The 22,659-nt window shown below is 60.0% G+C and carries 19 protein-coding genes; 6 read left to right on the top strand and 13 right to left on the bottom strand.

What is annotated here, in order from left to right:
- Positions 1 to 16 precede the first annotated feature (16 nt).
- The 7 genes from GDN47_RS09390 to GDN47_RS09420 form a co-directional block, all read right to left on the bottom strand.
- Entirely contained in the window at positions 17 to 793 is a 777-nt protein-coding gene (locus GDN47_RS09390; protein WP_113389429.1) for an enoyl-CoA hydratase-related protein, read from the bottom strand.
- On the bottom strand, positions 790 to 1,947 hold the full coding sequence (locus GDN47_RS09395; protein ID WP_152093137.1) for a CaiB/BaiF CoA transferase family protein: 1,158 nt from the start codon (positions 1,945 to 1,947) through the stop codon (positions 790 to 792). The genes GDN47_RS09390 and GDN47_RS09395 overlap by 4 nt, the downstream gene beginning before the upstream one ends.
- A complete protein-coding gene (locus tag GDN47_RS09400; protein ID WP_112723316.1) occupies positions 1,944 to 3,302 on the bottom strand; it encodes an FAD-dependent oxidoreductase in 1,359 nt (452 codons plus the stop codon). Before GDN47_RS09400 ends, GDN47_RS09395 begins: the two co-directional genes overlap by 4 nt.
- 27 nt (positions 3,303 to 3,329) lie before the next feature.
- Complete coding sequence (locus tag GDN47_RS09405; protein WP_113350666.1) at positions 3,330 to 4,163, bottom strand: ABC transporter permease; 834 nt, start codon at positions 4,161 to 4,163, stop codon at positions 3,330 to 3,332.
- On the bottom strand, positions 4,160 to 4,975 hold the full coding sequence (locus tag GDN47_RS09410; RefSeq protein ID WP_113329810.1) for an ABC transporter ATP-binding protein: 816 nt from the start codon (positions 4,973 to 4,975) through the stop codon (positions 4,160 to 4,162). The genes GDN47_RS09405 and GDN47_RS09410 overlap by 4 nt, the downstream gene beginning before the upstream one ends.
- A gap of 5 nt (positions 4,976 to 4,980) precedes the next feature.
- A complete protein-coding gene (locus tag GDN47_RS09415; RefSeq protein ID WP_113329559.1) occupies positions 4,981 to 6,015 on the bottom strand; it encodes an ABC transporter substrate-binding protein in 1,035 nt (344 codons plus the stop codon).
- Between the two features lie 234 nt (positions 6,016 to 6,249).
- Positions 6,250 to 7,338 carry a DJ-1/PfpI family protein gene (locus GDN47_RS09420; RefSeq protein ID WP_152093138.1) on the bottom strand — a complete coding sequence of 363 codons (1,089 nt, stop codon included), beginning with the start codon at positions 7,336 to 7,338 and terminating at the stop codon, positions 6,250 to 6,252.
- A gap of 62 nt (positions 7,339 to 7,400) precedes the next feature.
- Here GDN47_RS09420 and GDN47_RS09425 point away from each other — a divergent pair, with 62 nt between their 5' ends.
- Positions 7,401 to 8,426 carry a GlxA family transcriptional regulator gene (locus GDN47_RS09425; protein ID WP_233789828.1) on the top strand — a complete coding sequence of 342 codons (1,026 nt, stop codon included), beginning with the start codon at positions 7,401 to 7,403 and terminating at the stop codon, positions 8,424 to 8,426.
- A gap of 101 nt (positions 8,427 to 8,527) precedes the next feature.
- On the opposite strand, the gene GDN47_RS09430 is transcribed toward GDN47_RS09425, so the two are convergent.
- The 4 genes from GDN47_RS09430 to GDN47_RS09445 all read right to left on the bottom strand — a co-directional run bounded on the left by GDN47_RS09430 (position 8,528) and on the right by GDN47_RS09445 (position 13,454).
- Positions 8,528 to 9,781, bottom strand: a complete 1,254-nt coding sequence (locus GDN47_RS09430; protein ID WP_113329561.1) for an LVIVD repeat-containing protein — start codon at positions 9,779 to 9,781, stop codon at positions 8,528 to 8,530.
- A 73-nt stretch (positions 9,782 to 9,854) separates the two neighbouring features.
- Positions 9,855 to 10,898 (bottom strand): substrate-binding domain-containing protein, encoded by a 1,044-nt coding sequence (locus tag GDN47_RS09435; protein ID WP_113329562.1) that lies wholly within the window; start codon positions 10,896 to 10,898, stop codon positions 9,855 to 9,857.
- Between the two features lie 40 nt (positions 10,899 to 10,938).
- Positions 10,939 to 11,973: an ABC transporter permease gene (locus GDN47_RS09440; protein ID WP_152093139.1), complete on the bottom strand. Its 1,035-nt coding sequence runs from the start codon at positions 11,971 to 11,973 to the stop codon at positions 10,939 to 10,941.
- A complete protein-coding gene (locus GDN47_RS09445; RefSeq protein ID WP_152093140.1) occupies positions 11,973 to 13,454 on the bottom strand; it encodes a sugar ABC transporter ATP-binding protein in 1,482 nt (493 codons plus the stop codon). The genes GDN47_RS09440 and GDN47_RS09445 overlap by 1 nt, the downstream gene beginning before the upstream one ends.
- A gap of 334 nt (positions 13,455 to 13,788) precedes the next feature.
- Here GDN47_RS09445 and GDN47_RS31955 point away from each other — a divergent pair, with 334 nt between their 5' ends.
- Positions 13,789 to 13,938, top strand: a complete 150-nt coding sequence (locus GDN47_RS31955; protein WP_156090748.1) for a hypothetical protein — start codon at positions 13,789 to 13,791, stop codon at positions 13,936 to 13,938.
- An 82-nt stretch (positions 13,939 to 14,020) separates the two neighbouring features.
- Here GDN47_RS31955 and GDN47_RS09450 read toward each other — a convergent pair whose 3' ends face one another.
- Both GDN47_RS09450 and GDN47_RS09455 read right to left on the bottom strand, forming a co-directional pair.
- Positions 14,021 to 15,904, bottom strand: a complete 1,884-nt coding sequence (locus GDN47_RS09450; RefSeq protein ID WP_145318994.1) for an MFS transporter — start codon at positions 15,902 to 15,904, stop codon at positions 14,021 to 14,023.
- A 370-nt stretch (positions 15,905 to 16,274) separates the two neighbouring features.
- On the bottom strand, positions 16,275 to 17,474 hold the full coding sequence (locus GDN47_RS09455) for an MFS transporter (RefSeq protein WP_113329566.1): 1,200 nt from the start codon (positions 17,472 to 17,474) through the stop codon (positions 16,275 to 16,277).
- A 463-nt stretch (positions 17,475 to 17,937) separates the two neighbouring features.
- Between GDN47_RS09455 and GDN47_RS09460 the strand changes: the two genes are divergently transcribed.
- From GDN47_RS09460 to GDN47_RS09475, 4 genes are all read left to right on the top strand, one after another.
- The gene (locus GDN47_RS09460) at positions 17,938 to 19,497 is read left to right on the top strand and encodes a B12-binding domain-containing radical SAM protein (RefSeq protein ID WP_113350659.1); all 1,560 of its coding nucleotides are present in this window, start codon (positions 17,938 to 17,940) and stop codon (positions 19,495 to 19,497) included.
- A gap of 453 nt (positions 19,498 to 19,950) precedes the next feature.
- Entirely contained in the window at positions 19,951 to 20,193 is a 243-nt protein-coding gene (locus GDN47_RS09465; protein WP_113329568.1) for a DUF1127 domain-containing protein, read from the top strand.
- Positions 20,194 to 20,550: 357 nt separating this feature from the next.
- Entirely contained in the window at positions 20,551 to 21,225 is a 675-nt protein-coding gene (locus GDN47_RS09470) for a response regulator transcription factor (protein WP_162749411.1), read from the top strand.
- Entirely contained in the window at positions 21,222 to 22,577 is a 1,356-nt protein-coding gene (locus GDN47_RS09475) for a sensor histidine kinase (RefSeq protein ID WP_113329570.1), read from the top strand. Before GDN47_RS09470 ends, GDN47_RS09475 begins: the two co-directional genes overlap by 4 nt.
- The last annotated feature ends 82 nt before the right edge of the window (positions 22,578 to 22,659 follow it).

The raw sequence follows: 22,659 nt of genomic DNA on the forward strand, positions 1-22,659 counted from the left end.
TGAAGCTATAGCATGCCTATCTGCCGCGCCAAACGGGCGCACGCTTCTCGCGGAAGGCCGCTACACCCTCCATCGCATCCTCGCTTTTCAGCGCCTTGATGAGCGCCGGCGTCCGCAGCGCCTGTGCCTCGGCCGGGCTCAAATGGGCGGTGCGATTGACCGTCTGCTTGATCGCCCGCAGCGACAGCGGCGCGCAGGCGACAATGTCGGCAACCCAGCGATCGACAGCCGCATCGAGTTCGCCAGCCGATACGACTTCGTTGACGACACCATAGCTTGCCATTTCCTGGGCGCCGAACTGACGTCCCGTCAGCATCACGGCCATGGCGCGGTTGAACGGGATTTTGCGCTGGAGCAGCACCATGCCGCCATCGAGCGGCATGCGGCCGACGCGCGCTTCCGGCAGGCCGAAGCGTGCTGTCTCCACCGCAATGACGATATCGCAGCCGAGCACCATCTCGAAGCCGCCGCCCAGCGCGTAGCCATTGACGCGGGCGATGACGGGCACGTCGAGCGAGCGGCGGAACGCGAGGCCGCCAAAGCCGTTTTCCCGGCCGGCGGTCCAATAATCGACGCCGGAACTGCCGCTGCCGCCCTTGAGGTCGGCGCCTGCACAAAAAGCCTTTTCGCCTGAGCCTGTCAGGACGACGCAGCTGATATCGTCGCGCTTCTCGATCTCCACCCAGATCGACTCAAGTTCGGCTTCCGTCTCGGCATCGACGGCGTTCATCCGGTCGGGTCGGTCCAGCGTGACGCGGGCGACGCGATCTCCTACGGTGAAGGAGACGCTCATGCTGCGTCTCCCCTCACCTCGGAAAGCAAAGCCAGAATTTCGTCATTGTGCTGACCGAGCTGCGGCGGAGAAATTCGCACGGTCACCTGCGCGGCTGACATGTCGATCGGCGAGCCGATCAGACGGATCGGACCGGCTGCGGTCTCGCCTGCCTCGAGGATCATCTTGTTGATGATCGTCTGCTCGTCCTTCAGCGCCTCGGGGAGTGAACGCACCGGGGCGCAGAGGATGTCGACGCCTTCCAGCCGTTCAATCCAGTGCGCGGTGCTGTTCTTGGCGAAGTTGTCGCGGAAGATCGCCTGCAGTTCCGGCCGCCGCGCCATCTGGGCATCGAAATCCTTGTAGTGCGGATATTGCGAGAGGTCCTCGATCGCCAACGCCTCGCAGATGTCGCGCAAGGGGTTCGGCTTGAAGGCACCGACCATGACGATCGCGCTGTCCGTTGTCTCGAAAACACCCGTCAGCGGAAAGGCGCCCCAGTTCAGATCCTTCTGGCGCATCAGATGTGTCGTGCCCTCCTGCATCTGCATGGCGATCATGGAGTTGTAGAGGCTGACGGCGACCTGTTGGCCTTCGCCGGTCTTGTCGCGTTGCAGCAGGGCAAGCAGGATGCCCTGGACGAGATGCATGCCGGCCGAGTAATCGGCAAGCGGCGTGGCATAGATCGAGGTCGGGTGGCTATTGTCCGACTTGCGGCGCATGACGCCGGAGACGGCCTGCGCCAGCACATCCTGGCCGCCTTTATGCTGATAGGGGCCGGTCAGCCCGAAACCCGTGCCGACGGCATAGATCAGGCGCGGATTGATCTTCTTGAGATCCTCATAGCCAAAACCCATGCGTTCCATGACGCCGGGCCGGAAGTTGTTGACGACCACGTCGGCAGTCTCAAGCAGTGCCTGGACGGTTTTGCGGGCGCCGGCATCCTTCAGATCGAGCGCCAGGCTCTTTTTGTTGCGGTTCAAGGAGCAAAAGACCGGATTGTTGAGCCCGTCCGGATCGGAGCCCAGCGACCAACGCGAGAGATCGCCGATCTTGACCTTCTCGATCTTGATGACTTCGGCGCCATAGTCGGCCAAAACCTGCGTGCAGGAAGGGCCGAGCATGACCTGCGTGAAATCGATCACGCGGATTCCGTCGAGTGGCAAAGTCGTCATTCTGCAGCCTCCAAATATGTCGCGTTCTCCGAGGGAATGTCGCCTGGATCGGCTCCCTGAGCCCGCATCTGCTTCTGAATTGCCCGGATATCGGCCTTGCGAACGGTCGTTCCGGCATTGAGGGCAACCGTTGCTGCGACACCCGCCGCTTCGCCCATCGCCATGCAGGGCGGGATCTCGCGGCTGGATTTCTGTGCCTGCGGCGTTGCCGAATAATGCCGGCCGGCAACGATCAGCTGATCGACCTCCCTGGGCAGCATGGCGCGGTACGGCGTGTAGTAATCGCGGCCGCGGCAGACCGTGTCCGCAAAATGGCGGCGGGTCATGACGTCGTCCTTCGTTACGACATAATCTCCCTGCAACAACCGCGTCTGGCGCACGCCGGTCTGCGGCGCAAAATCGACGACATAGGCGTTCTCGAAGCCGGGCATTTTTTCCCGCGCGAAATCGAGCAGCTTTGCGATCCGCGAGCGGCCTTCCATCTCCGCCTTGGTCAGGTCGTCGACCTTCAAACCACTCAGCGTCGGCATATGCGGGCAGTTCAGCCAGACGACGCCTGGCAGCGGCGTCTTCAGCCACCAGAAGGACCAGCAACCGCCGATCAGCCGCTTGGCTTCGTGATCGAGCGCCTTGAAGGCTTCCGGCTCCTGCCGTTCGAAACGCTCCGCCGCTTCCGTATCGACGCCACCCCAACGCGAGACCGTCGTCAGGATGAAGTTGGATTCGACATGGGAAGCCCCCGCGCTTGCAGCGACATCGAGATCGCCCGTCGTGTCGATGACGACATCGCCGAGGATCGCCTGCATACCTTCCTTGGTCTGGCAGATGACGCCCTTGATTGCGCCACCTTCGACGATCGCCGAGGAGAACCAGCTATGGGTTCTGAGCTTGATCTTCGCTTCGGCGATCATGTCATAGGCCGCGCGCTTGAAGGCGTCGGGATCGAAGGCGGCCGAAAAACAGATCGGATGCGGCATCGACTGGGTGTGGAAGTCGAAAAGGCCCCAGCGCGCCCAGCGCTGCCAGGCCTCCGGCGTATCGCGGAATTCGATCAGGCGATCGCGATCGGTCGGGGTCACGCAGAGTCCCCAGCGCTTCATACGCTCGATCATCTCCATGCAAATGCCGCGCACGGTGATTTCGAGCTCGTTGATCATGTCGTCGAGCACGAGCACCATGCCGCCGGCGGCAAGTCCGCCGACATAGGGATAACGTTCGAGAAGCGTGACGCTGGCGCCGTTGCGTGCGGCCGAGACGGCAGCGGCAATCCCTGCCGGGCCACCGCCGACCACAACCACATCAGAGCGATCGACGACACGGATATCCCGTGCAGGCTGGTGAATAACCTGTTCCATTGGTGTTCCCTCGATGTTTTCTAAGCTTTAGTGCTGTCCCGCCGGCTTCCAGCGGATCATCTTCGCCTCGGCGACTGAGACGATGAAGAAGAGGATCACGGCCAGCAGCGCGGCAATGACAACCGTTGCGTAAAGCAGCGGCGAGCGGAAATTGTAGGTCGCCTCGATGATGAGTGCGCCAAGCCCGAAGCTGGAACCGATCCATTCCGCGACGATCGCGCCCATGACACTGCTCGTTGCGGCGATCTTCAGCGCGGCGAAGAGAAATGGCAGCGAGCTTGGCAGACGGACCTTCCAGAGAATCTCCGAATTGCTGGCCGAAAGCACCCGCATCAGGTCGAGCATTGCGGGGCTGGCGGAGCGAAGTCCCTGCACCATGTTGACCAGCGTCGGGAAGAAGCAGATGAGGCCGGCGATGATGATCTTCGGGGCGACGCCGTTGCCGAAGATCAGGACCAGGATCGGCGCAAGCGCGATGATCGGGATCGCCTTGACGAAGACGGCGATCGGATAGAAGGCCTTCTCGGCCGTCGCGCTGTGGACGAACCAGATCGCCAGCAGTATGGCGACGAGATTGCCGAAGACGAAACCGAGAACGGCCTCGAGCACGGTCGGCAGGAAGTTTCGCGTCAGCGTCGCGGCATTGTCGCGAAAGGCAGAGAGCACATCGAGCGGGCTTGGCGCCATGAAAGTCGGGATCTTGAAGATCCAGATGACCGCCTGCCAGAGCACGATGCAGCCGAGTGCCGCAAGAATCGCGGGCATGTGCGAGGAGAGAACGCCGATGGTTGCGTCGAGGATGGCGACCTTGCGCGGCGCCTTGGCGATGTGGCCGATGTCAGAGTGCACGGCGTTGCTCATATGCATTCCTCCAGGAGCGCGCGCAGATGCGCGGTCACTTTTATGAAGTCGACCGTGTCACGCATCGCAAGGGCGCGGGGATAGGGAAGATCGACCTTCATGAATTCTTTCACCCGGCCGGGGTGGGCCTGCAACATCAGCACGTGCTGACCGAGGAAGACCGCCTCCGGAATGGAATGGGTGACGAAAACGATGGTCGTGCCCGTTTCGCGCCAGATGCGAAGCAGTTCCTCGTTGAGCTTGTCGCGGGTGATTTCATCCAGAGCGCCGAAGGGCTCGTCCATCAGCAGGATACGTGGCTTTGTTATCAGGGCGCGGGCGATGGCGACGCGCTGGCGCATGCCGCCGGACAATTCGTGCGGCAGGGCATTTTCGCGACCCTTGAGGCCGACGAGAGCGAGCAGCTCCATGGGATCGGCGTAGGAGCTTTTGTCGTGCCTGCCGACTTCCAGCGGCAGGCGGACATTGTCGATGACGCTCCGCCACGGCAAAAGCGTTGCCTCCTGGAAGACGAAGGCAAAATCGCGACCTTGGCGCGCCTCTCGTGGCGGTCGGCCGAAAACCGAAACCGAACCGTCGCTGATGTCAACGAGATCGGCGATGCAGCGCAGCAAGGTCGACTTACCGCATCCGGACGGCCCGAGCATGGTGACGAACGATCCTTCCGGAATATCGACGGAGACCTTGGACAGAGCGGTGAACTCGTTGCCCTTGTCGCCGAAGCGAATATCGAGATCGCGAATGGAAACGGCAAGCCTTGACGTTTCGACGACCGGTAGCGGCGGCTGCTTGATGGTGGCGGCGCTCATCATGGCATTCATCCGATCTGCTTGCGGATATCGGTCGTCGCGTCGAGGATCGCCATGGTGGCGACGTCATCGACGGTCGGTATTGCTCCCGTAAACTGCTTGAGATCGGCGTAAGCCTTGATCTGTGCTGCCCAATTGTCCTTGTTCATCGCGCCCCAGCCGGTCTGCTTGGTGCTATCGCCGAAGGAGAAATCGATAACCGGGTGGACGGCTTCAAGCTCGCTGGCCTTGTCGAGATTGGGATAGGCATCGACCAGCATGTCGACGGCTTCTTCCGGATGGTCGCGGACGTAACCCCAACCTTTGGCGGCAGCCTTGGTGAAGCGCACCAGCACGTCGGAATGTTTGTCGAGCTGTTCGTCGGTCGTATAATAGACGTTGGCGTAGAGCTGCAGGCCGGCATCCCAGAGCATCATGTCGACACGATCGTCGCCGAGCACCTTCAGCGCGTTGGTGTTCGTGACCCAGCCGGTGACGGCATCGGCCTGGCCGGTCATCAGCTGGTTCATGTCGGAACCCATGTTGACCATCTTCACCTTGTCTTCCGGAATGCCGTTTTTGGCGAGGAGCGCGCGCAGCAGGATGAAGGCGGTCGGCTGGGTGGCGATCGTCTTGCCGATCATGTCCTTCGGCTCGCGGATCGGCGCCTTTTTCAGCGAGAAATATGTAAATGGATGCTTACGGTATCCTGCCAGAAACGCCTTGACCGGCATGCCGGCCGAGCGCGCGAGCATGACGGACGGGCTGGAGGAAATCTGCCCGATGGTGGATTGGCCTGCCGCAACGCCGGCAACGCCATCGACATTCGGGCCGCCGGGGACGATGGTGAGATTGATGCCCTGCTCGGTGAAAAAGCCCTTCTTCTGTGCCGCGACTTCGCCGATGAGTCCGTTGGAAGCAAGCCAGCCGAGCTGCATGCGCACTTCGGCAACATCGGCGGCCTTGCCGGCACGGATGCCGACGAAGGTCTGGGTCGCAGCAAGACCCCCGACCAAGGCAGCATTGGATAGGAAACGGCGACGATTCATCATGAATTGAGACATGCTGATAGTTCCCCTGTTGATTGGGCGATCGGACTTTTCGTCTCGTTATCCACCAATGCCAGGGATGATGGGGGAATTCAGCGTTCTAATAAAGAACAATTATGCGCACTATCGATTGCCGAAAAGGCAACGGTCAAGGTGGCGTAAGTCATGCCTTAGTTGCCGTGTTCATCACGAGAGTGCAGCCGTCGACCACCGCCGAACTTTGCGAGATCGGTGGCGGATAATGATGGATCAATGCTGTATGGGATATTCGAGCTGCAGCGCGACGATATCAGATGTTCGCGCACCATACCGCGCGGCAATCTCGAACAGCGTCTGATCCAGCGCCTGCGCGGGTGGGCGCGCGGGAACCGTCACGACCGAGGCATCGGTATGGGCTGAAAGGTCCGGCACAAGCAGGAGGCCGCTGCGCGAACGGATGGATTGGGCCGGCTCCGCGATGACAGCCTTCGAACGATAGGTTCTCGACCACGCATCCGCCGTCAGCGCCAAAGCGATTTCATCGAAACCTTCCTCCGCGGGCAGGCGGATGATCTCGTGGTTCCAGAAGGCAAGGGTGTTGCCGGCAAAGCGCCAGAAGCGGCTCGTTGTCATGTGAAACGGTGCGGAATCATGCGCGCTGCTCCAATCGATGACACCCAGCCGGGTGGCCGCCGAGCGCGCCTTCTGCGCGCCAGCAATGGCCTCCACCAGAGTCAGGGAAGCGGGGATCGATGCCGTGACGCCCGTGGTGCTCATGACATTACCATCGACGATGTAACGCCGGTTATGAACCCACTCTGTCCGCGGAAAGGTACGGCGGATTGCGTCGAAGGCGTACCAATGGGTGGTGGCGTGCTTGCCGTCGAATACGCCGGCCCTTGCCGCAAGCCAGGCGCCCTCACAGATCGAAACGACCATCGCGCCCTTCGATGATTGCTCGCGAATCCAGGCAATGACGTTGCGGCTGCTGTTGTCATGCATGGCGGGGACGATGACGATATCGGCGCCTTCCGGATGCTCACGGTCAAAGTCCCGCATTGTTGCGTCCGGCTTGATTTTCAGCGCCGGCATGAGGTTCACGATGCCAGCCTGGGTCGAGACGATCACGACGTCGGCGACACCGGCACTGCGCAGGACGCCGTAGGGGATGACGAGATCGGTTGTCTCCGTGCCGCGGTTGTCGGCGGCGATCGCGATGAGGGGCCGTGTCCGGCCGGCTTTGAACGTCGGGAGCCGGATGGCATTTTCCGCAGCTATCGCAGGTCTTTCGAAAGGGAAAATCGCAATGCAAAATACGAGCAGGGCGAGAAGCAAGATTTTGGGGAAATGGCGATCCATGGCACGTGTCCAGATTTTTGATGTCATACCCTCGGAAATATTTGGTTCGCAGGCTGGCGAAAATGACAAAGATATCGCATTTTCCGCCAATGCAGGATTCTGGACATTCCCCGCGGCGTATCGTCGTTATCGGCTATGACGGTGTTCAGGCGCTCGATATCGTCGGACCCATGGAGGTCTTCGCGATGGCGAACCTTCATTTGCCCGAGGGTGCGCCGCCTTACGAAGTCGTGCTCGCGTCCCCGGCCGGTGGATCGGTGAAAAGCAGCTCCGCCGGCGGCCTTGTCTTCGGCGAGACCATGAGCCTCGAACAACTGCCCGCCGATCTCGATACGATCATCCTCTCCGGCGGCAGCGAGGATGGGCTTCGGCAGGTCATATTTCAGACGGACCTGCTTGCCTGGCTGCATTCGCGGGCGAGGCCTACCCGGCGCATGGCCAGCGTCTGCACCGGAGCCTTCATCCTCGCGGCCGGCGGCTTCCTCGATGGCAGACGAGCGACCACGCATTGGAATTCCTGTTCCCTTTTGAAGGAATTGCGGCCTCAGATCGAGGTCGAGCCAGACGCCATCTTTGTGGCGGAGCCGCCCGTCTTCACCTCAGCCGGCATTACGGCTGGTATCGATCTATGTCTGGCGCTGGTCGAGGCCGATTGTGGTCCGAAGACCGCTCTTGCCGTTGCGCGACAGATGGTATTGTTCATGCGCCGGCCGGGCGGTCAGTCGCAGTTCAGCGCGGGCCTCGCCCTTCAGGCGAATGCGACACCGCGCCTGCGGCAGCTCTTGAGCGAGATCATCGACGATCCCACAGGGGATCTATCGGGACCTGCTCTTGCCAGCCGGGTCGGCATGACGGAGCGCACCTTTTCGCGCAGTTTCCGAAAGGAAACCGGAACAACGCCGGCGCAATTCGTGGAAGCCGCACGGTTGGAGCGGGCAAAGGCGCTTCTCGAAAGTTCTGACTGGCCGCTGGCCCGCATCGCCGAGCGTTCGGGCTTTTCAAGCCTCGACACGCTGCATAGGGCCTTTCTCAAGAATCTTGCCATAACACCCGGCTTTTATCGGGCGCGTTTTGGCACGGGCGCCTGACGACAAGGTCAGCCTCGTCACTCACATGTCGACTCATGCCGTGCTGGTAAAAACTTCTCTTCTTTCGTCGATAAATATGGATTTGGAGCCAAGCTCGCGCATCAGCCGCCATATTCGATGATTTCGAGCCCGGCATTGTAATCCGTGGCATAGACCAGACCATTGGCGTCAACAAAGACGTCGGCTGATTGGATCACTTTCGGGCGGCCTGGACGGCGGTCGGTAATGGCAGTCGGCCCCGCCGGCACGAGAGCGCCGGTTTCGACAGGATGATAGGGGTCGGAAATGTCGAAGGCGCGGATGCCGGCATTCTGCCACGTCGCAAAGATCAGCGTCTCGGAGACGAAAGAGCCGGGCCGGTTTTCGTGCAGATTGTGCGGTCCGAAATGACCGCCCTTCTTCGCGTAGTCGATTTCGGCGGGGATCGGGAAAGTCGAGATGCTGATCGGATTTTCGGGCACGCGGATGTCGAAGACCCAGGTATGTTTCCGGCCGTCTTCCTCATTGTCCAGCACAGCCTCATCCGCCACGACAAGAAGATCGCGGCCGGGAAGTGGCAGCGGCGAATGTGTGCCGCCGCCGTAGGGCGGGCACCAGTTATGGTGTTTGATGAGCCGGGGGGCGGAACGATCCTTGATATCGAGGAGCGTCAATCCGCCATCGCGCCAGCAAGCGTAGGCGGTGTCGCCATGGACGAGCGCGTGGTGCAGGGCATAGCGCTTGCCGTCGCCCCAATTTGGGGTTTCGCCCGCCGCGCGGTTCATGCCGGGAAGCCACCATTGGCCGACAAGTTCGGGCCTGGTTGGATCGGCCATGTCGATGGTCACGAAGATATAGTCGGTAAAGCCGTCGAGCAGCGCCGAGGCATAGGCATAGCGGCCGCCGACATACCAAAGCCTGTGAAAGCCGACGCCTTCGACATCCAGTTGGCCGATCTTGCGCGGCTTGTCGGGAACGGAAATATCAAACACGCTCATGCCCGCGGTCCAGGCGCGCTCACGCTTTCTGGAGGCGACCGTCTCGCCGACGGATTGCGTGTAGTAGGCCTTCTCGTTCGTGAAGGTTTCCACGTCGGCAAAGAGGTCGAGCGCGTTGATGACCAGCAGCAGGTCGTCATGCGTCTGCAGATGGATGTTCCAGGTGTTGGCTGGCGCTGGCACGTAATTGACCGTCTTGGGATGTTTCGGGTCGCGTACGTCAACGATCGAGAAGCCCTGCGACCAGGGATGGGCGACATAGGCGTAGCCTCGATGAACCATCAATTGCAACCCATCGCCACGGCCGCCGATATCGTTATGGCCGATCAATGTCATGTTGCGGGCAAAGTCAGGTTTCGGCAGGTCGGTCGATGCCATGGGACGTCTCACGCTCAGGGGAATGAAAAGGGCCGCCCTTGCGGGCGGCGCCTGCGAAAGCAGCTGATAAGTCTCAGTTCTTGGCCGCCGGAATCCAGGCTGCCGTGGCGGCATCGCTCTTCAGGAAGGCCGGGAATTTCTGCTGCAGTTCTTCGATGGTGCCGATCTTGTTGTTGACGAGATCGTCGCGCGTGATGAGTGTCGGCTGCAGAAGAACGGAGTGGCCCGGAGGCTGACCGGCAATGGCAAGCGAAACGGCGCGGACGGAAACTTCACCGACGACGGCAGCGTTGGTGGCAGCCGTCGCTACCCAGGCGCTGTCCGGTTCGACCATCAGCTGGATATCGGCGGTCGACGTGTCTACGCCGTAGATCTTCACCTTGGCGGAAAGGCCGAGCTCGTCGATAGCGAGCTTTGCACCCTTGGCGAACTCATCCCATGGCGTGAAGATCACCGAAATATCCGGATTGGCGCGCAGGACGGCCTTGGTCTGGTCGGCGACGGAGGCGGGAACGGTGTCATTGACCACGCCCCAGACGGCCTTTTCCTTCAGATTGTGCTTGGCAATAAAATCCTTCCACACCGCATATCGGCGGTCGAGCGGCGCGAAACCGGCAACGTAGACCGCACCGCCGGTGAAGCCATCACCCTTATCCTTCACGGCCTGGTCAAGCACGAGCTTGGCCATATCCTTGTCGCTCTGTTCGATCTGCGGAATTTGCGGATTGTCGAGGTTGACGTCATAGGCGAGCACCTTGATGCCCTTGTCGAGTGCCTTCTGCGCGACATCCTTCAGGACCTCTGGGCGGCCATTGTTGATGATGATGCCGTCGACGCCGAGATTGATCGCCTGCTCGACAAGATTGCGCTGCGTGTCGTTGTCATTGCGGGCCTGCGAAACAGTGAGGTTGACGCCAAGCGCATCCGCCTGCCGCTTGACGCCAGCCTCGAAGGCTTGCAGCCAGTCGCCGCTGCCAAGGAAGCTGATGACGGCGATATTGACTGTTCTTTTATCGAAGGGAGCGGGCGCGCCGCTGAGGCCTGCCGCCGATGCTGTGGTCATGAAAAGCGAGCCGGCGACGACGGCCGAAGCTATGATTTTGAATAATTTGATCATTGAAAATCCATTGAGCGTTGAGTTGGGATGGATGGCGGGATCACGCCTTGCTGCGGCCGATCCCGTAGGTCAGCGCAAGCGCGCCGACGAGAACGGCACCCTTGATGAAATCCTGGGTATAATAGGGCGCATTCAGCATCGTCAGGCCGTTCAGAAGCACACCGACGAAGACCGCTCCGATCGTCGTGCCAAGAACGTTGGGGCGGCGCAGGCCAAGGACGGCAAAGCCGATGAGCGAGGCTGCGACGGAGTCCATCAGCAGCGATGCGCCGGAAGAGACGTCGCCGCGACCGACGCGGGCAGCAACGATAATGCCGCCGAGCGAAGCGAGAACGCCTGACAGCACATAGGCAAAGGTTTTCAGCTGGGCGATATTGGCGCCGGCGAGCCGCGTCGCGGCTTCATTGCCGCCGGTTGCGTAAAGAAGGCGACCGAGGCGCGTACGCTCGGTCAGCACGAAAAGCACAAGCGCCACGACGAGCATCAGAATGACGGGAAAGGGAATGGTGCCGAACAGGCTTGAACGTCCTATCGTCAAAAAGGTGGGATCGACTTTGCCGATCGCCTTCGTCCCATCGGGAAGGATCAATCCCACCGAGATCGAGCGTCCGGCTGTCGGGATCAGCTGTAATCCCGTGAGCAGGAACATGGTAGAGAGGGTCGCGAGGAGATCCGGCACCTTCAGCCGAACGATCAGCAGAGAATTGACGAGCCCGACGATCGCGCCGAAGGCAAGCACCAGCGGCACGGTCTCATAGACATCGAGGTTCCATACGATCATGGCGTAGCTGGCGGCCATGACACTGGAGGCAGCCACCGCGCCAACGGATAGATCGAAACCGCCGATGGCAAGCGTCACCGTCACGCCGGCACCGATGATGGCGACCACCGAAACCGCCTGCAGGATGCTCATCAGATTGTTGATGTTGATGAAGGCCGGCTGGGCGAAGCTGAAAATGATGATAAGGGCAAGGAGGAGGAGAAATACAGCGCCCCGCCGCACGAATTCCTGCGGCGATATCGCATGGTTCGTCCGCCTGATCTGTTCGGGGATTTCCACGGTACCTTCACTCATCAGGCATATTCCTCGTTCTGTCGGCCGCCCGAGGCCGCATCAACGGCTTCTTTGAGACCATGATGTTCCATCACCAGCACCCGGTCGGCGACTTCGAGTGCTTCTTCCGGATCGGATGTGGCGATCAGCGTAGCGCGGTCGGTATGGGCGCGTATGGCCGCGATAATGTCCTGGCGGGCGCCGACATCGACCCCCTGAAAGGGCTCGTCGAGAAGCAGCAGGCGGCTTGGCTCGGCTTCCCAGCGCGCGAGCACGACCTTTTGCTGATTGCCGCCGGAAAGAGACCAGACGGACGCCTCGGGACCGGGGGCCTTTATGCCGAGGCGCCGGATGGCCTTTTCTCCCTCACGGCTCTCGTGCCCGGAAAACAGGAAACCCGACGGATACCAGCGTTTTAGGTGCGGTAGGCTGATCGTTGCCGCAATACTCTCTCCGGGCCAGTCTGATGGCATCAGAGAAGAGCGATGCCGGTCGGCGGCAGCCATGACGACGCCACGCGCGATTGCATCCGCGGGCGAGCCGGGCTGAAATGCAATGCCATCCAGAAGTGCCGTGCCGGAGGCAAAGCGCTCGAGGCCGAAAAGCGTAGACAGAAGACGGCTCTTGCCGGCGCCGAGGACGCCGGTAATGGCGACGACCTCGCCGGCATGAAGCCTGAGATCGATCGGCGGGCTGTCGGCAAACAGCTGTATGCCCTGAAGCTCCAGTATGGTTCGGTCAAATTGTTCACGGCGATGCGGGCGAGCCGCCTTCATGGAACGGCCGATCATGGTTTCGATGGCGGCATCGAAGTCAATCGGGCGCGAGAAGGCACCGACGTTGCGGCCGCCGCGCAGGACGACCACGCGATCGGCGAGCGCATCGAGATCGGCCGTACGGTGCGAGATATAGAGAATGCCCAAGCCGCGGGCCTTCAGCCGACGGACGATATCATAAAGCCGGCTCGCCTCGCGCGCAGACAGGCTTGCGGTCGGCTCATCCAGGATCAGCAATTGCGCCTGATTGGAAAGGGCGCGCGCAATGGCGACCATCTGTCGGTCAGCGGTTGCAAGATCGCCGAAATCCCCGTCGAGCGGCAAGTCGAAGCCGGCTTCAGACAGGATCGCTTCTGCCTTCCGCCGCACTGAACGCTTCGACAGAAAGAAGGGCTGGCGTCCGTCAACATATTGGTTGAGCAGCAGCGCATCCGCGACCGAAAGGCCGGCGACCCCGACGACATCGGTCGATTGATGCACGGTAACGATGCCCCGCGCTGTTGCCTCGGCCGGACTTTCGGGGCGATAATCCGCGCCGTTCCATAGGATCGTGCCTGAATCGGCGCGGTGAATGCCCGACAGGATTTTGACCAGCGTCGACTTGCCGGCGCCATTCGCTCCCATCAGTGCGACGACCTCGCCGCGATCAACGGTTAGAGACGCTGCCGACAAAGCCTGTGTCGAGCCGAAAGCAAGCGAAAGATTTTGGGCATCCAGCAAGGTCATGGGCATGGGTTCGATGATTGTCAGCGGTACTCGTAAGCCACTGGCGATCAATTAAAAGGACGAGCCTTGCTTTGTTTATTTAATCTATAGAATAAATTTTTTCCGGGCTCCGGTTCGCCTCCATCTGGAGCTCGTGGATGTGCGGCGAGATCGAGCAAGTGTTGCCGACGCCTGTCGTCAGGGAGTTTAATTTGTCTGAAATTCCGAGGGAGCCGGAAAACCCTTCCTTTAATCTACTAATTTTATAGACAATATAAAGCCGTTAAATATCAGCAATGTCCGCGATAGCGAGGTGATCACGTCGCGCCTGCGGAAACATGCGCCAGGGGTTGTCATGGATACAGTGCTCTATCTCGCTTCTCTTGCAACGCGGCCAAGCCTTGCGGCAACCAAACGCGTCTGGTCGATCCTGCAGCATTTTCTGGCGGGCCTGATGGTCCTCTTTTCGCTTCTGGTGCTGCTCCACGCTCTTTGCGGAAGCTGAGATCTGCGCTTCGATTAAGGGTTGGCAAAACGAAGCAAAGAAAGGCCCGGCGTGCCGCATCTGAACGCCGGGCCTTATGCGGTTACTTGATGCTGTTCAGATCGACGCCCTTGGTTTCCCGAACGAAGATAAGGCCGATGATCAGAGTCATCGCAGCAATCGCGATCGGATACCAGAGGCCGTAGTAGATATCGCCCTTGGCGGCGCTCATGGCGAAGACCGTTGCGGGCAGCAGGCCGCCGAACCAGCCGTTGCCGATATGATAGGGCAGCGACATACCTGTATAGCGGATGCGGGTCGGGAACATCTCAACCAGGATTGCGGCGATCGGGCCGTAGACCATCGTCACATAGATGACGAGGATGGTCAGGATGAGGATGGTCAGCGGCCAGTTGATGGCCGAGGGATTAGCAATCATCTTGAAGGCGCCGCCATTGGCGATGGTATAGACCGGCATCTCGGTTGCGCCGCCAGCTTGATCCGCCGTCAGAAGCTTCGCCTTGACGAGATCCGCGACCGGAGTGACCGTCTTGTCGCCCGCCCGCACGGTTGCCGCGTTGAGCCCCAGTTCGGGATTTGCGGCGATGAAGGCATCCAGCTTGGCGTCCGGTACCTTGGCAGGATCGCGAGCCAGTGGGAAACCGGCCTTCTGCAGGGCAAGGTTCATGTCATGCGTGAATGCCGCGCTCTTGGCCGCTGCACCGGCACCTGCCGCCGTCGCATCGTAAGAAGTGATGGTCGCGTCGCCGACCTTGACCGTCGCCGGCTGCCCGGCTGCGCCTTCGACAATGGTATAGGGCACGGACGACTTCGCCAGGAAGGACGTGGCGATATCGCACGAATTGTTGAACTTGGCGGTGCCGACCGGATTGAACTGGAAGGTGCAATCGCCAGGAGCAGCCGTCACCGTCGCCCGGATGGTTTGCTCCGCTTGGGCAAGCGCCGGATTTGCGGCATTGGTCAAAGCCTTGAACAGCGGGGAATAGGTGAGGATCGCCAGTGCAAGGCCCGCCATGATGATCGGCTTGCGGCCGATCTTGTCGGAAAGCCAGCCGAAGAACACGAAGAAACCGCTGCCGATCAGAAGCGCGATCGCAATCATGATGTTGACTGATTGGCCGTCGACCTTCAGCACGTTCTGCAGGAAGAACAGGGAGTAGAATTGGCCGGCATACCAGACGACCGCCTGGCCGGCGGTAAGGCCGAGCAGGGCGATCAAGGCGATCTTGGCATTCTTCCACTGGCCGAAGGCCTCGGAAAGCGGAGCTTTGGAGCCCTTGCCCTCTTCCTTCATCTTCTTAAATGCCGGCGATTCGCTGAGCGACAGCCGTATCCAGACGGAGATGGCGAGCAGAAGGCAGGAGAGCAGGAAGGGAATGCGCCAGCCCCAGGCGGCAAAGGCATCCTTCCCGAGGGCGTTCTGGACGATCAGGATAACGATCAGCGACAGGAACAGGCCGAGCGTCGCAGTCGTCTGGATCCAGGAGGTGTAATAGCCGCGTTTGTTGTCGGGTGCGTGTTCGGCGACATAAGTCGCAGCACCGCCATATTCTCCGCCGAGCGCCAGACCTTGCAGCAGGCGAAGGATGATCAGGACGACGGGCGCGGCGATGCCCCAGCTCGCTGATCCGGGAAGGACGCCGACCAAAAAGGTCGAAAGACCCATAATCAGGATCGTGACGAGGAAGGTGTATTTACGCCCGACAAGATCGCCGATGCGCCCGAAGACGAGGGCGCCGAACGGCCTGACGAGGAAGCCTGCGGCAAAGGCGAGCAGGGCGAAGATATTGCGGGTTGCTTCCGGATAGTCGCTGAAGAAGGCCGTGCCGATGAAGGCGGCCAGAGAACCGTAAAGATAGAAATCGTACCATTCGAACACGGTTCCAAGGGAGGAGGCGAAGATGACCTTCTTCTCCTCCCTGGTCATGCCTCGACTCGTCGTCTCGGCCACGGACGTGGATGCCATGAATCAATCCTCCCAATTGCACCAGGGACATGGTCAAAAGACCCGTGTCATGTCCCCCATAATGACATTACGCAGGACTTTCCTGCCGATGGGCGCGGAAAGTCGCGCCAGTGGGTGCTCTCCTGATTTCCTCCCCCAGAAGATCACGCACCTGATGCATATGTGAGTGTTGGCCAAAAATTGAAAATTGCAATGGCTGCAACCGCTGCCGCTTATGGAAATCTGTGTGTAAGCATCAAGAAATACGAATATGTCCTTCACCAGCATGACGCCAAGGGCTTTTTGCCGGGGAAAGCGCTGCCGGGCGCGGTAAAATATGAGGCACCCGGCAGGATTTGCAGAAGCGGACTCAGGCCGCTTCCGGCCTGTCTTATGCCGCCTGCAGTTGCAGGCGGCGCATGGGCGGAAAGGCAAGCGCGATGGCGGCAGCCCCCAATCCCACAAGGGACGAGCCGATGAAGAGCCAGGAATAATTGGCGAAGGTATCGAAGATCCAGCCGCCGATCAAAGGCCCGGCGGCCATGCCGATGCTCGAGAGCATCGATGCTGCGCCAAAGACGGTACCGATGACGCGCGGCCCAAAATATTCGCGCGCGAGCACGGCATAAAGCGGCATGACACCGCCATAGGCGCTGCCGAAGATGACCGCCAAAGCATAGAACTCGCCGAGTTCACTGACCATCAGATAGGTAGCAAGTGCCGCCGCCTGCACGAGAAGGCCCGCAACCAGCACCGGTTTCACGCCGAGCTTGTCCGCCAGCGTCCCGTAAAGAAGACGGCCGCCAAGACCCGCAAGGCCCTCGACGCTATAGATGCTGACGGCTGCCATTGGCCCCACACCACAGATGGTGGCGTAACTGACCATGTGGAAGATCGGCCCGGAGTGGGCTGCACAGCAGGCAAAGAAGGTCGCGCCGAGTACGAGGAATTGCGGCGAGCGGAAGATCCGGCCAAGGGGCAGGCTCTGCTCTTCCCTCTGCCCGCCCGAAGCGGTGGCTTCGGCAAGAACAGGTGCCCGCCGCACCAGCAGTGCCGCCGGTATCAGTAGAACCCAGGCCATGATGCCGATGATGAGCATGGCGAAACGCCAATCGTAAGCGGAAATCAGGTAACGGGCGAAGGGCGATACCGTCATAGGTGCAACGCCCATGCCGGCCGAGACCAGTGACACCGCAAGACCTCTGCCCTCGTCGAACCAGGCGGTCGTCGCCGCGATCATCGGCGCGAAGAAGGCGCTGGCGGCAAGGCCGACGAGAATACCGTAGGTCAGCTGGAATTGCAGAAGCGAGCCCGCCCGGCTTGCCAGAACAAGCGCCAGCCCAAGCAGCAACGCTCCGATCACCACCACGATGCGGATGCCGAAACGATCGCTTGCGGCACCCCAGGCAAAGGCGCCGAGGCCCATGGTCAGGAAATTCAGCGTCATGGCGGCAGCGATGCCGGCATGCGACCAGCCTGTATCGGCGGCAATTGGTACCTGAAAGATCGCCAAGGAAAACATCGCGCCGAGCGCAACACAGGTCATCAGCGCGCCGGCACCGACAATCACCCAACGATAGGACGAACTCATTTTGCAGCTCCCTTCATCCGGTTCGGCTCAGGCGCGAAAGATCCGATAATATCCTTTCGCGCCATGTCTGGAATAAAGACGATTGCGTCGGGACGATTTCGACATTGCCGCCGGAAAAATTTTTATCGGCGGTGCGGGAACACGTCGAATCGGCCTGGATGAGAGGTGTTCTCGGCAACCGAAGTGGTAGAAGCTTACCCTCCCTTGAGAGGCCTCGAAGGGAGGTGTTGTTTCGCACCCAGTGCGCCCGGTTAGAAAAACGTCCTCCTGCGGGGTGATGGCCTGGACGTCCAGCCGCCAGCATCCGGAATTTAATCTTGAGCTCATATAGGGCTGCTAAGACAGCCGCCTCGATGCTGGAAGACCCTGCTTCGCGGCTGTAAGGCCAGCGCATGCAGCTGCAAATGACATACAGGCTCAAAGCAATACCGAACCAGATTCATATCATGGAGCGGACCATTCAATGGCTCATATTGTCATCATCAATCCGCGTTTCGAAACCTCTTATTGGGGGATGGAGCACGCTCTGCCGCTGTTCGACGTGAAGGCCAACCTTCCGGTGGCCTGCCTGCCTTTGCTGGCGGCGCTGACGCCGGCCGAACATACCGTCACCCTGGTGGACGAGAATATCGAGCCGATAGACTACGGCCTTTGCGAGAAGGCCGATATCGTTGCGCTGACAGGCATGATCGTCCAGCGCTTCCGCATGACGGAAATCCTGACCGAGCTCAAACGGCGCAACTGTTTCACCGTCGTCGGCGGACCTTGGGTTACGGTCAAGGAGGATTATTTCGGCAATCTCGTCGATGTCTCCTTCATTGGCGAGGCGGAAGAGACATGGCCCAAATTCCTGGCCGAATGGCAGGAGGGTCATCATGCGCGGCGCTATGAACAGGCTGACAAGACGGATATGAGCAAGGTGCCCGTGCCGCGTTTTGATCTCCTGAAGATGGACGAATATGCTGTCGGCAGCATCCAGTTTTCGCGCGGCTGTCCCTTCACCTGCGATTTTTGCGATATCATCGTCGTTTTCGGCCGCAAGCCGCGCATCAAGACCAGTACGCAGATTATTGCCGAGATGGAGGCCCTGCTCGCCTCCGGGATGGATACGGCTTTCATCGTTGACGACAATCTGATCGGCAACAAGAAGGCAATCAAGGAGGTCCTGCGGGATGTCGTTGCCTGGCAGGAGCGCCATCATTACCCGATGACGTTCCTGACGGAGGCATCGATCGATCTGGCTGACGATGCTGAATTGATGCAGCTGATGGTCGATGCCAATATCCGCGTCGTCTTCATCGGCATCGAAACTCCGAACGAGGAGGCGCTGCGCGAAACCAAGAAGCTGCAGAACCTGCGCAAGGGCGGGACGATGCTGGACAAGATCCACACGATCCAGCAGACCGGGATGGAAGTCTGGTGCGGCATGATCCTGGGCTTCGATAGTGACGATGCGACCATTTTCGATGCGCAGCGGGTCTTCATCAGGGATGCGCGCATCGTCAACGCCATGATCGGCATGCTGGCGGCGATTCCGAAGACGCCGCTTTATACGCGCCTCGCCAAGGAAGGCCGCCTCGACCACGACGATCCGCCCGCCTATGGCACCAATGTCATACCGCTCAATCTCTCGCGCGAAACCCTGCGTGATGGATATCTTTCGGTTCTAAGCGATCTGCACGAGCCGGCCGCCTATTTCGATCGGCTGGATGCGCTTTACATCGACGCGCGTATCGAACCGGAAAGTACTCGCTTACGCCACCTGCGCCGCCATCCGCTGCGCCTGCTGGCACTCAACGCGACATGGGCATTCGAAGCTGTCGGGATTTTCCTCCGGTTGATGCGCCGAGTTAAGGAGGCTGATTTGCGCGCCACTTACCGCGCGCGGCTTTTCAATCTCCTGCGGCATCGGCGCTCTCCCGTCGTCCTGCAAATCTATGCCATCAAATGCGCCATGCATTATCACGCCCATATCATGGTGCAGCAGATGCGCACCGGCGGCGGTATCGTCAATTCATTCTAGCGAAGTGTTTTGAACACAGTAAGTTTGGAGACTATCGTGCTGCCTTGAGACAATCTCCCGGCAGGCGATTCGATACCGTCGTCACTGTTGCTTCGATGCAACATTTCATGCCTGATATCTGCAATTCGAAATTGTGGGGTTGCTGATTTCCAGATCTCGCGTATGATCACGTTCATCCGCAAATCGAACAAGGAGGCGTGACATGCATAATTCACATATGTTTACCTACGTCTCCGGCGGAATGATGTCGACGGCCTTGGTGTGCATTGCACCAACTGCGCGGCGACTTTATAATTAAAGCTAAAAAAGCTTTATCTGCCGCCGCTTAGGCGTTTTCCCAATAAACCTATATGACTTGCCGAGGGTGTGATTTGGTGTGTCGTTGACGCATCGACTCCTGAAGCCGGTCAAGCTTCAAGAGGACCTGGTCGCGTGACTGCGCCAGGAATAGCGATGACTCATTCACAATTTATAGTTGCCGAGAGTTTGACGGCGACGGTCGATGAACTGTACCAGAAATTCGGTGCGTGGAGGACTGCGCGCGCCCTGCTGTTTGTTGTCTGGAAACGGCGGCAGACTTATGAGCAGGTATACGGATTATCGAATTATCAGCTTCGGGATATCGGTCTTCCCGAGCGTGAGGAAGGGCTGGATTATCGCAGCTTGCTGGCGTTGCATGTGAGCCGCCTTAAATGAGGTGGGTTTGATGCAGATGGGCACTTTACGGCTCGTCCTTCTTGACCTCTGCTGGTTCGAGAATGGCGGTGCGGCTGCGAAATCACGACGGACGGGAAACCATTTGTATGGTGGGTTCACCGCTCCGTTCGCTGTAGCCTACCTATCAGCCGCCGCGCGGCGGATATCGCAGGGGGAGGCGATGCCTTCCCCTGTGACCTGACTGGCGTCGAAAGCCGAAACTGGCCGATATCTTTCCTACCGACAGCGTATCGGTCTGAATTCTCCAGTGAATGATGAAGTGTCGCCTGGAGAGGGTCGCAATCTTCCCGCAATCCGCTTATGCAATGCAATCCTTACATTTTTGGGGACGGTTCATTGCGGATATTGTTGCTTGAAGACGAGCCGGAAATGGCTGCGGCGCTGAGCGCTGCGTTGCAGGCTCGCGATGCCGTCGTCGATCACGTCTCGATCCTGGCCGATGCCGAAGAGGCTGCGATCAATCTCCCTTATGATGTCATTCTCCTCGATCGGCAGGTTCCGGATGGCGATGGCTTGTCGATCATTCCGAAGCTGCGCGCGGCCGGCATCGATACGCCCGTTATCGTGTTGACGGCACGCGGCGATCTCGACGACCGTATTGGCGGCCTTGATACCGGCGCCGACGATTATCTCGTCAAGCCTTTTGCCATGGAGGAGCTTCTGGCGCGACTGCGCGCCATCCTGAGGCGCCCCGGCGAACTGCGGAGCGAGGTGATGAATTTCGGCAGGCTATCTTATGACTTCGGCTGTCATGACATCCTGATCGAGGGTGAACGGCTCGAATTGCCCCGCCGGGAAGTTCTGGTCTTTGAGGCGCTTGCGCGTCGGCTTGGTCGCACGGTATCGCGCCACGCTCTGGAGGAGGCTGTCTATGGGTTCAGCGAAGATATCCAGTCAAACACCCTGGATGCGCATATCTCCCGTCTTCGCCGCAAGCTTGCCTCGGTGGAGTCCGGGCTGGAGATTCATCCTGTTCGCGGCATTGGCTATCTGATGAGAGTGAAATCATGAGCGGAGGCCAGCCTTCCTTGCGATGGCGTCTCGTATCGCGCCTATCATTCCTGCAAGCGATCTTCCTGTCGCTGCTTGCGGTGCTCATCGTGGCTGCTCTTTGGGCGACCGGCAGTTTCATCTCTCTTCAGCCGGAAGATGAGACCATCGATGCCATCTCCCGGTCCCTTGGGCGCGATCAGAATGGTGCCCTTATGCTGAAGGAGACGGCAGCGCTTTTGGCGCGGCGTGGAGATCTGCCGGGTCTCTGGTTCGTCGTTCGCGATCGCAGCGGCGCCACGATCAAGGACGGAAACGTACCCGCGGCCTATGCCGCGATCGGCGCTGCGCTCGACGGTGTCGGACAAGCCCGTTTCGGCGGCAATCTCGGCGGCAGCACCGTACCTGCCGCCCGGTTGCAATGGGTCTCGTCTCCGGCCGGTGAGGTCCAGGTTCTGACAGGTATGGACGGCAGCGTGTCGACGATCCGTGTCCTTGGTGCGGTGGGTATTGTCTTCTTCAGCGCTCTTCTGCCGTTGCTCATCGTAACGGCGATCGCAACGGTGATTGCCGCGCCACTCGTGATTCGCCGCGCTTTTTCTTCGCTTGATTCCGCCGTTGCCCGCGCCGGGCAGATCGATATCAATCGCCAGGGAATGCGGCTACCGATCGATGATGTTCCGCGCGAGATCCTGCCGCTTGTCGAAGCCGTCAATGACGCGCTGAGCCGGCTGGACGACGGCTATGAGCGGCAGAAGCGTCTGTTTTCCCATCTTGCGCATGAGTGGCGGACGCCGGTCGCGATCCTGCAGGCACGTCTCGATGGTCTGCCGGCAGGCCCTTTGAAGGAGCGGCTGTTTGAGGATACGGTGCGCCTTGCGACGCTTGCCGAGCAGTTCCTCGATCTTCAGCGCCTCAATCATCGCTTCGAGCCAACTTCAGTTGATCTCGTACAGGTCGCCGAACACGTCGTTTCGGAGCTGGCACCGCTTGCAATCGCTGCCAATTACGAACCTTGTTTCATCAAGGACGAGGAGGTTGTGGAGGTTCTCGGTGATCGCATGGCCATCGAGCGGGCCGTCACCAACCTCGTGCAGAATGCGATCCAGCATGGCGGCCGCCGCGGCAGGATCACCGTCCATGTCGGCCGTGCCACCGGCATTACCGTAAGCGACGAAGGAAACGGTGTCCCGCAGGAGGAGCGGGACCGCATCTTCGAACCGTTTCACCGCCTCCAGGGACGCAGCAAAGGTTTCGGCCTCGGGCTGAACCTCGTTCAGGAGATTGCGAGGCTCCATGGCGGAAAGGTTTGCGTCATCGACGGACCGACGGGTGGTGCGTCTTTCAGATTGAGCTTTCCGATGGCCGGATAGCCTATCGGCTCCCGATGCAATGTTCTCGCAATCGGCTCCTTCTAGGAAAAGCCTGCTGCACAGGCGAATCTCTTGAGCCCCT

This window comes from Martinezella dioscoreae (genome assembly GCF_009176305.1).
Taxonomy (GTDB): domain Bacteria; phylum Pseudomonadota; class Alphaproteobacteria; order Rhizobiales; family Rhizobiaceae; genus Rhizobium; species Rhizobium dioscoreae.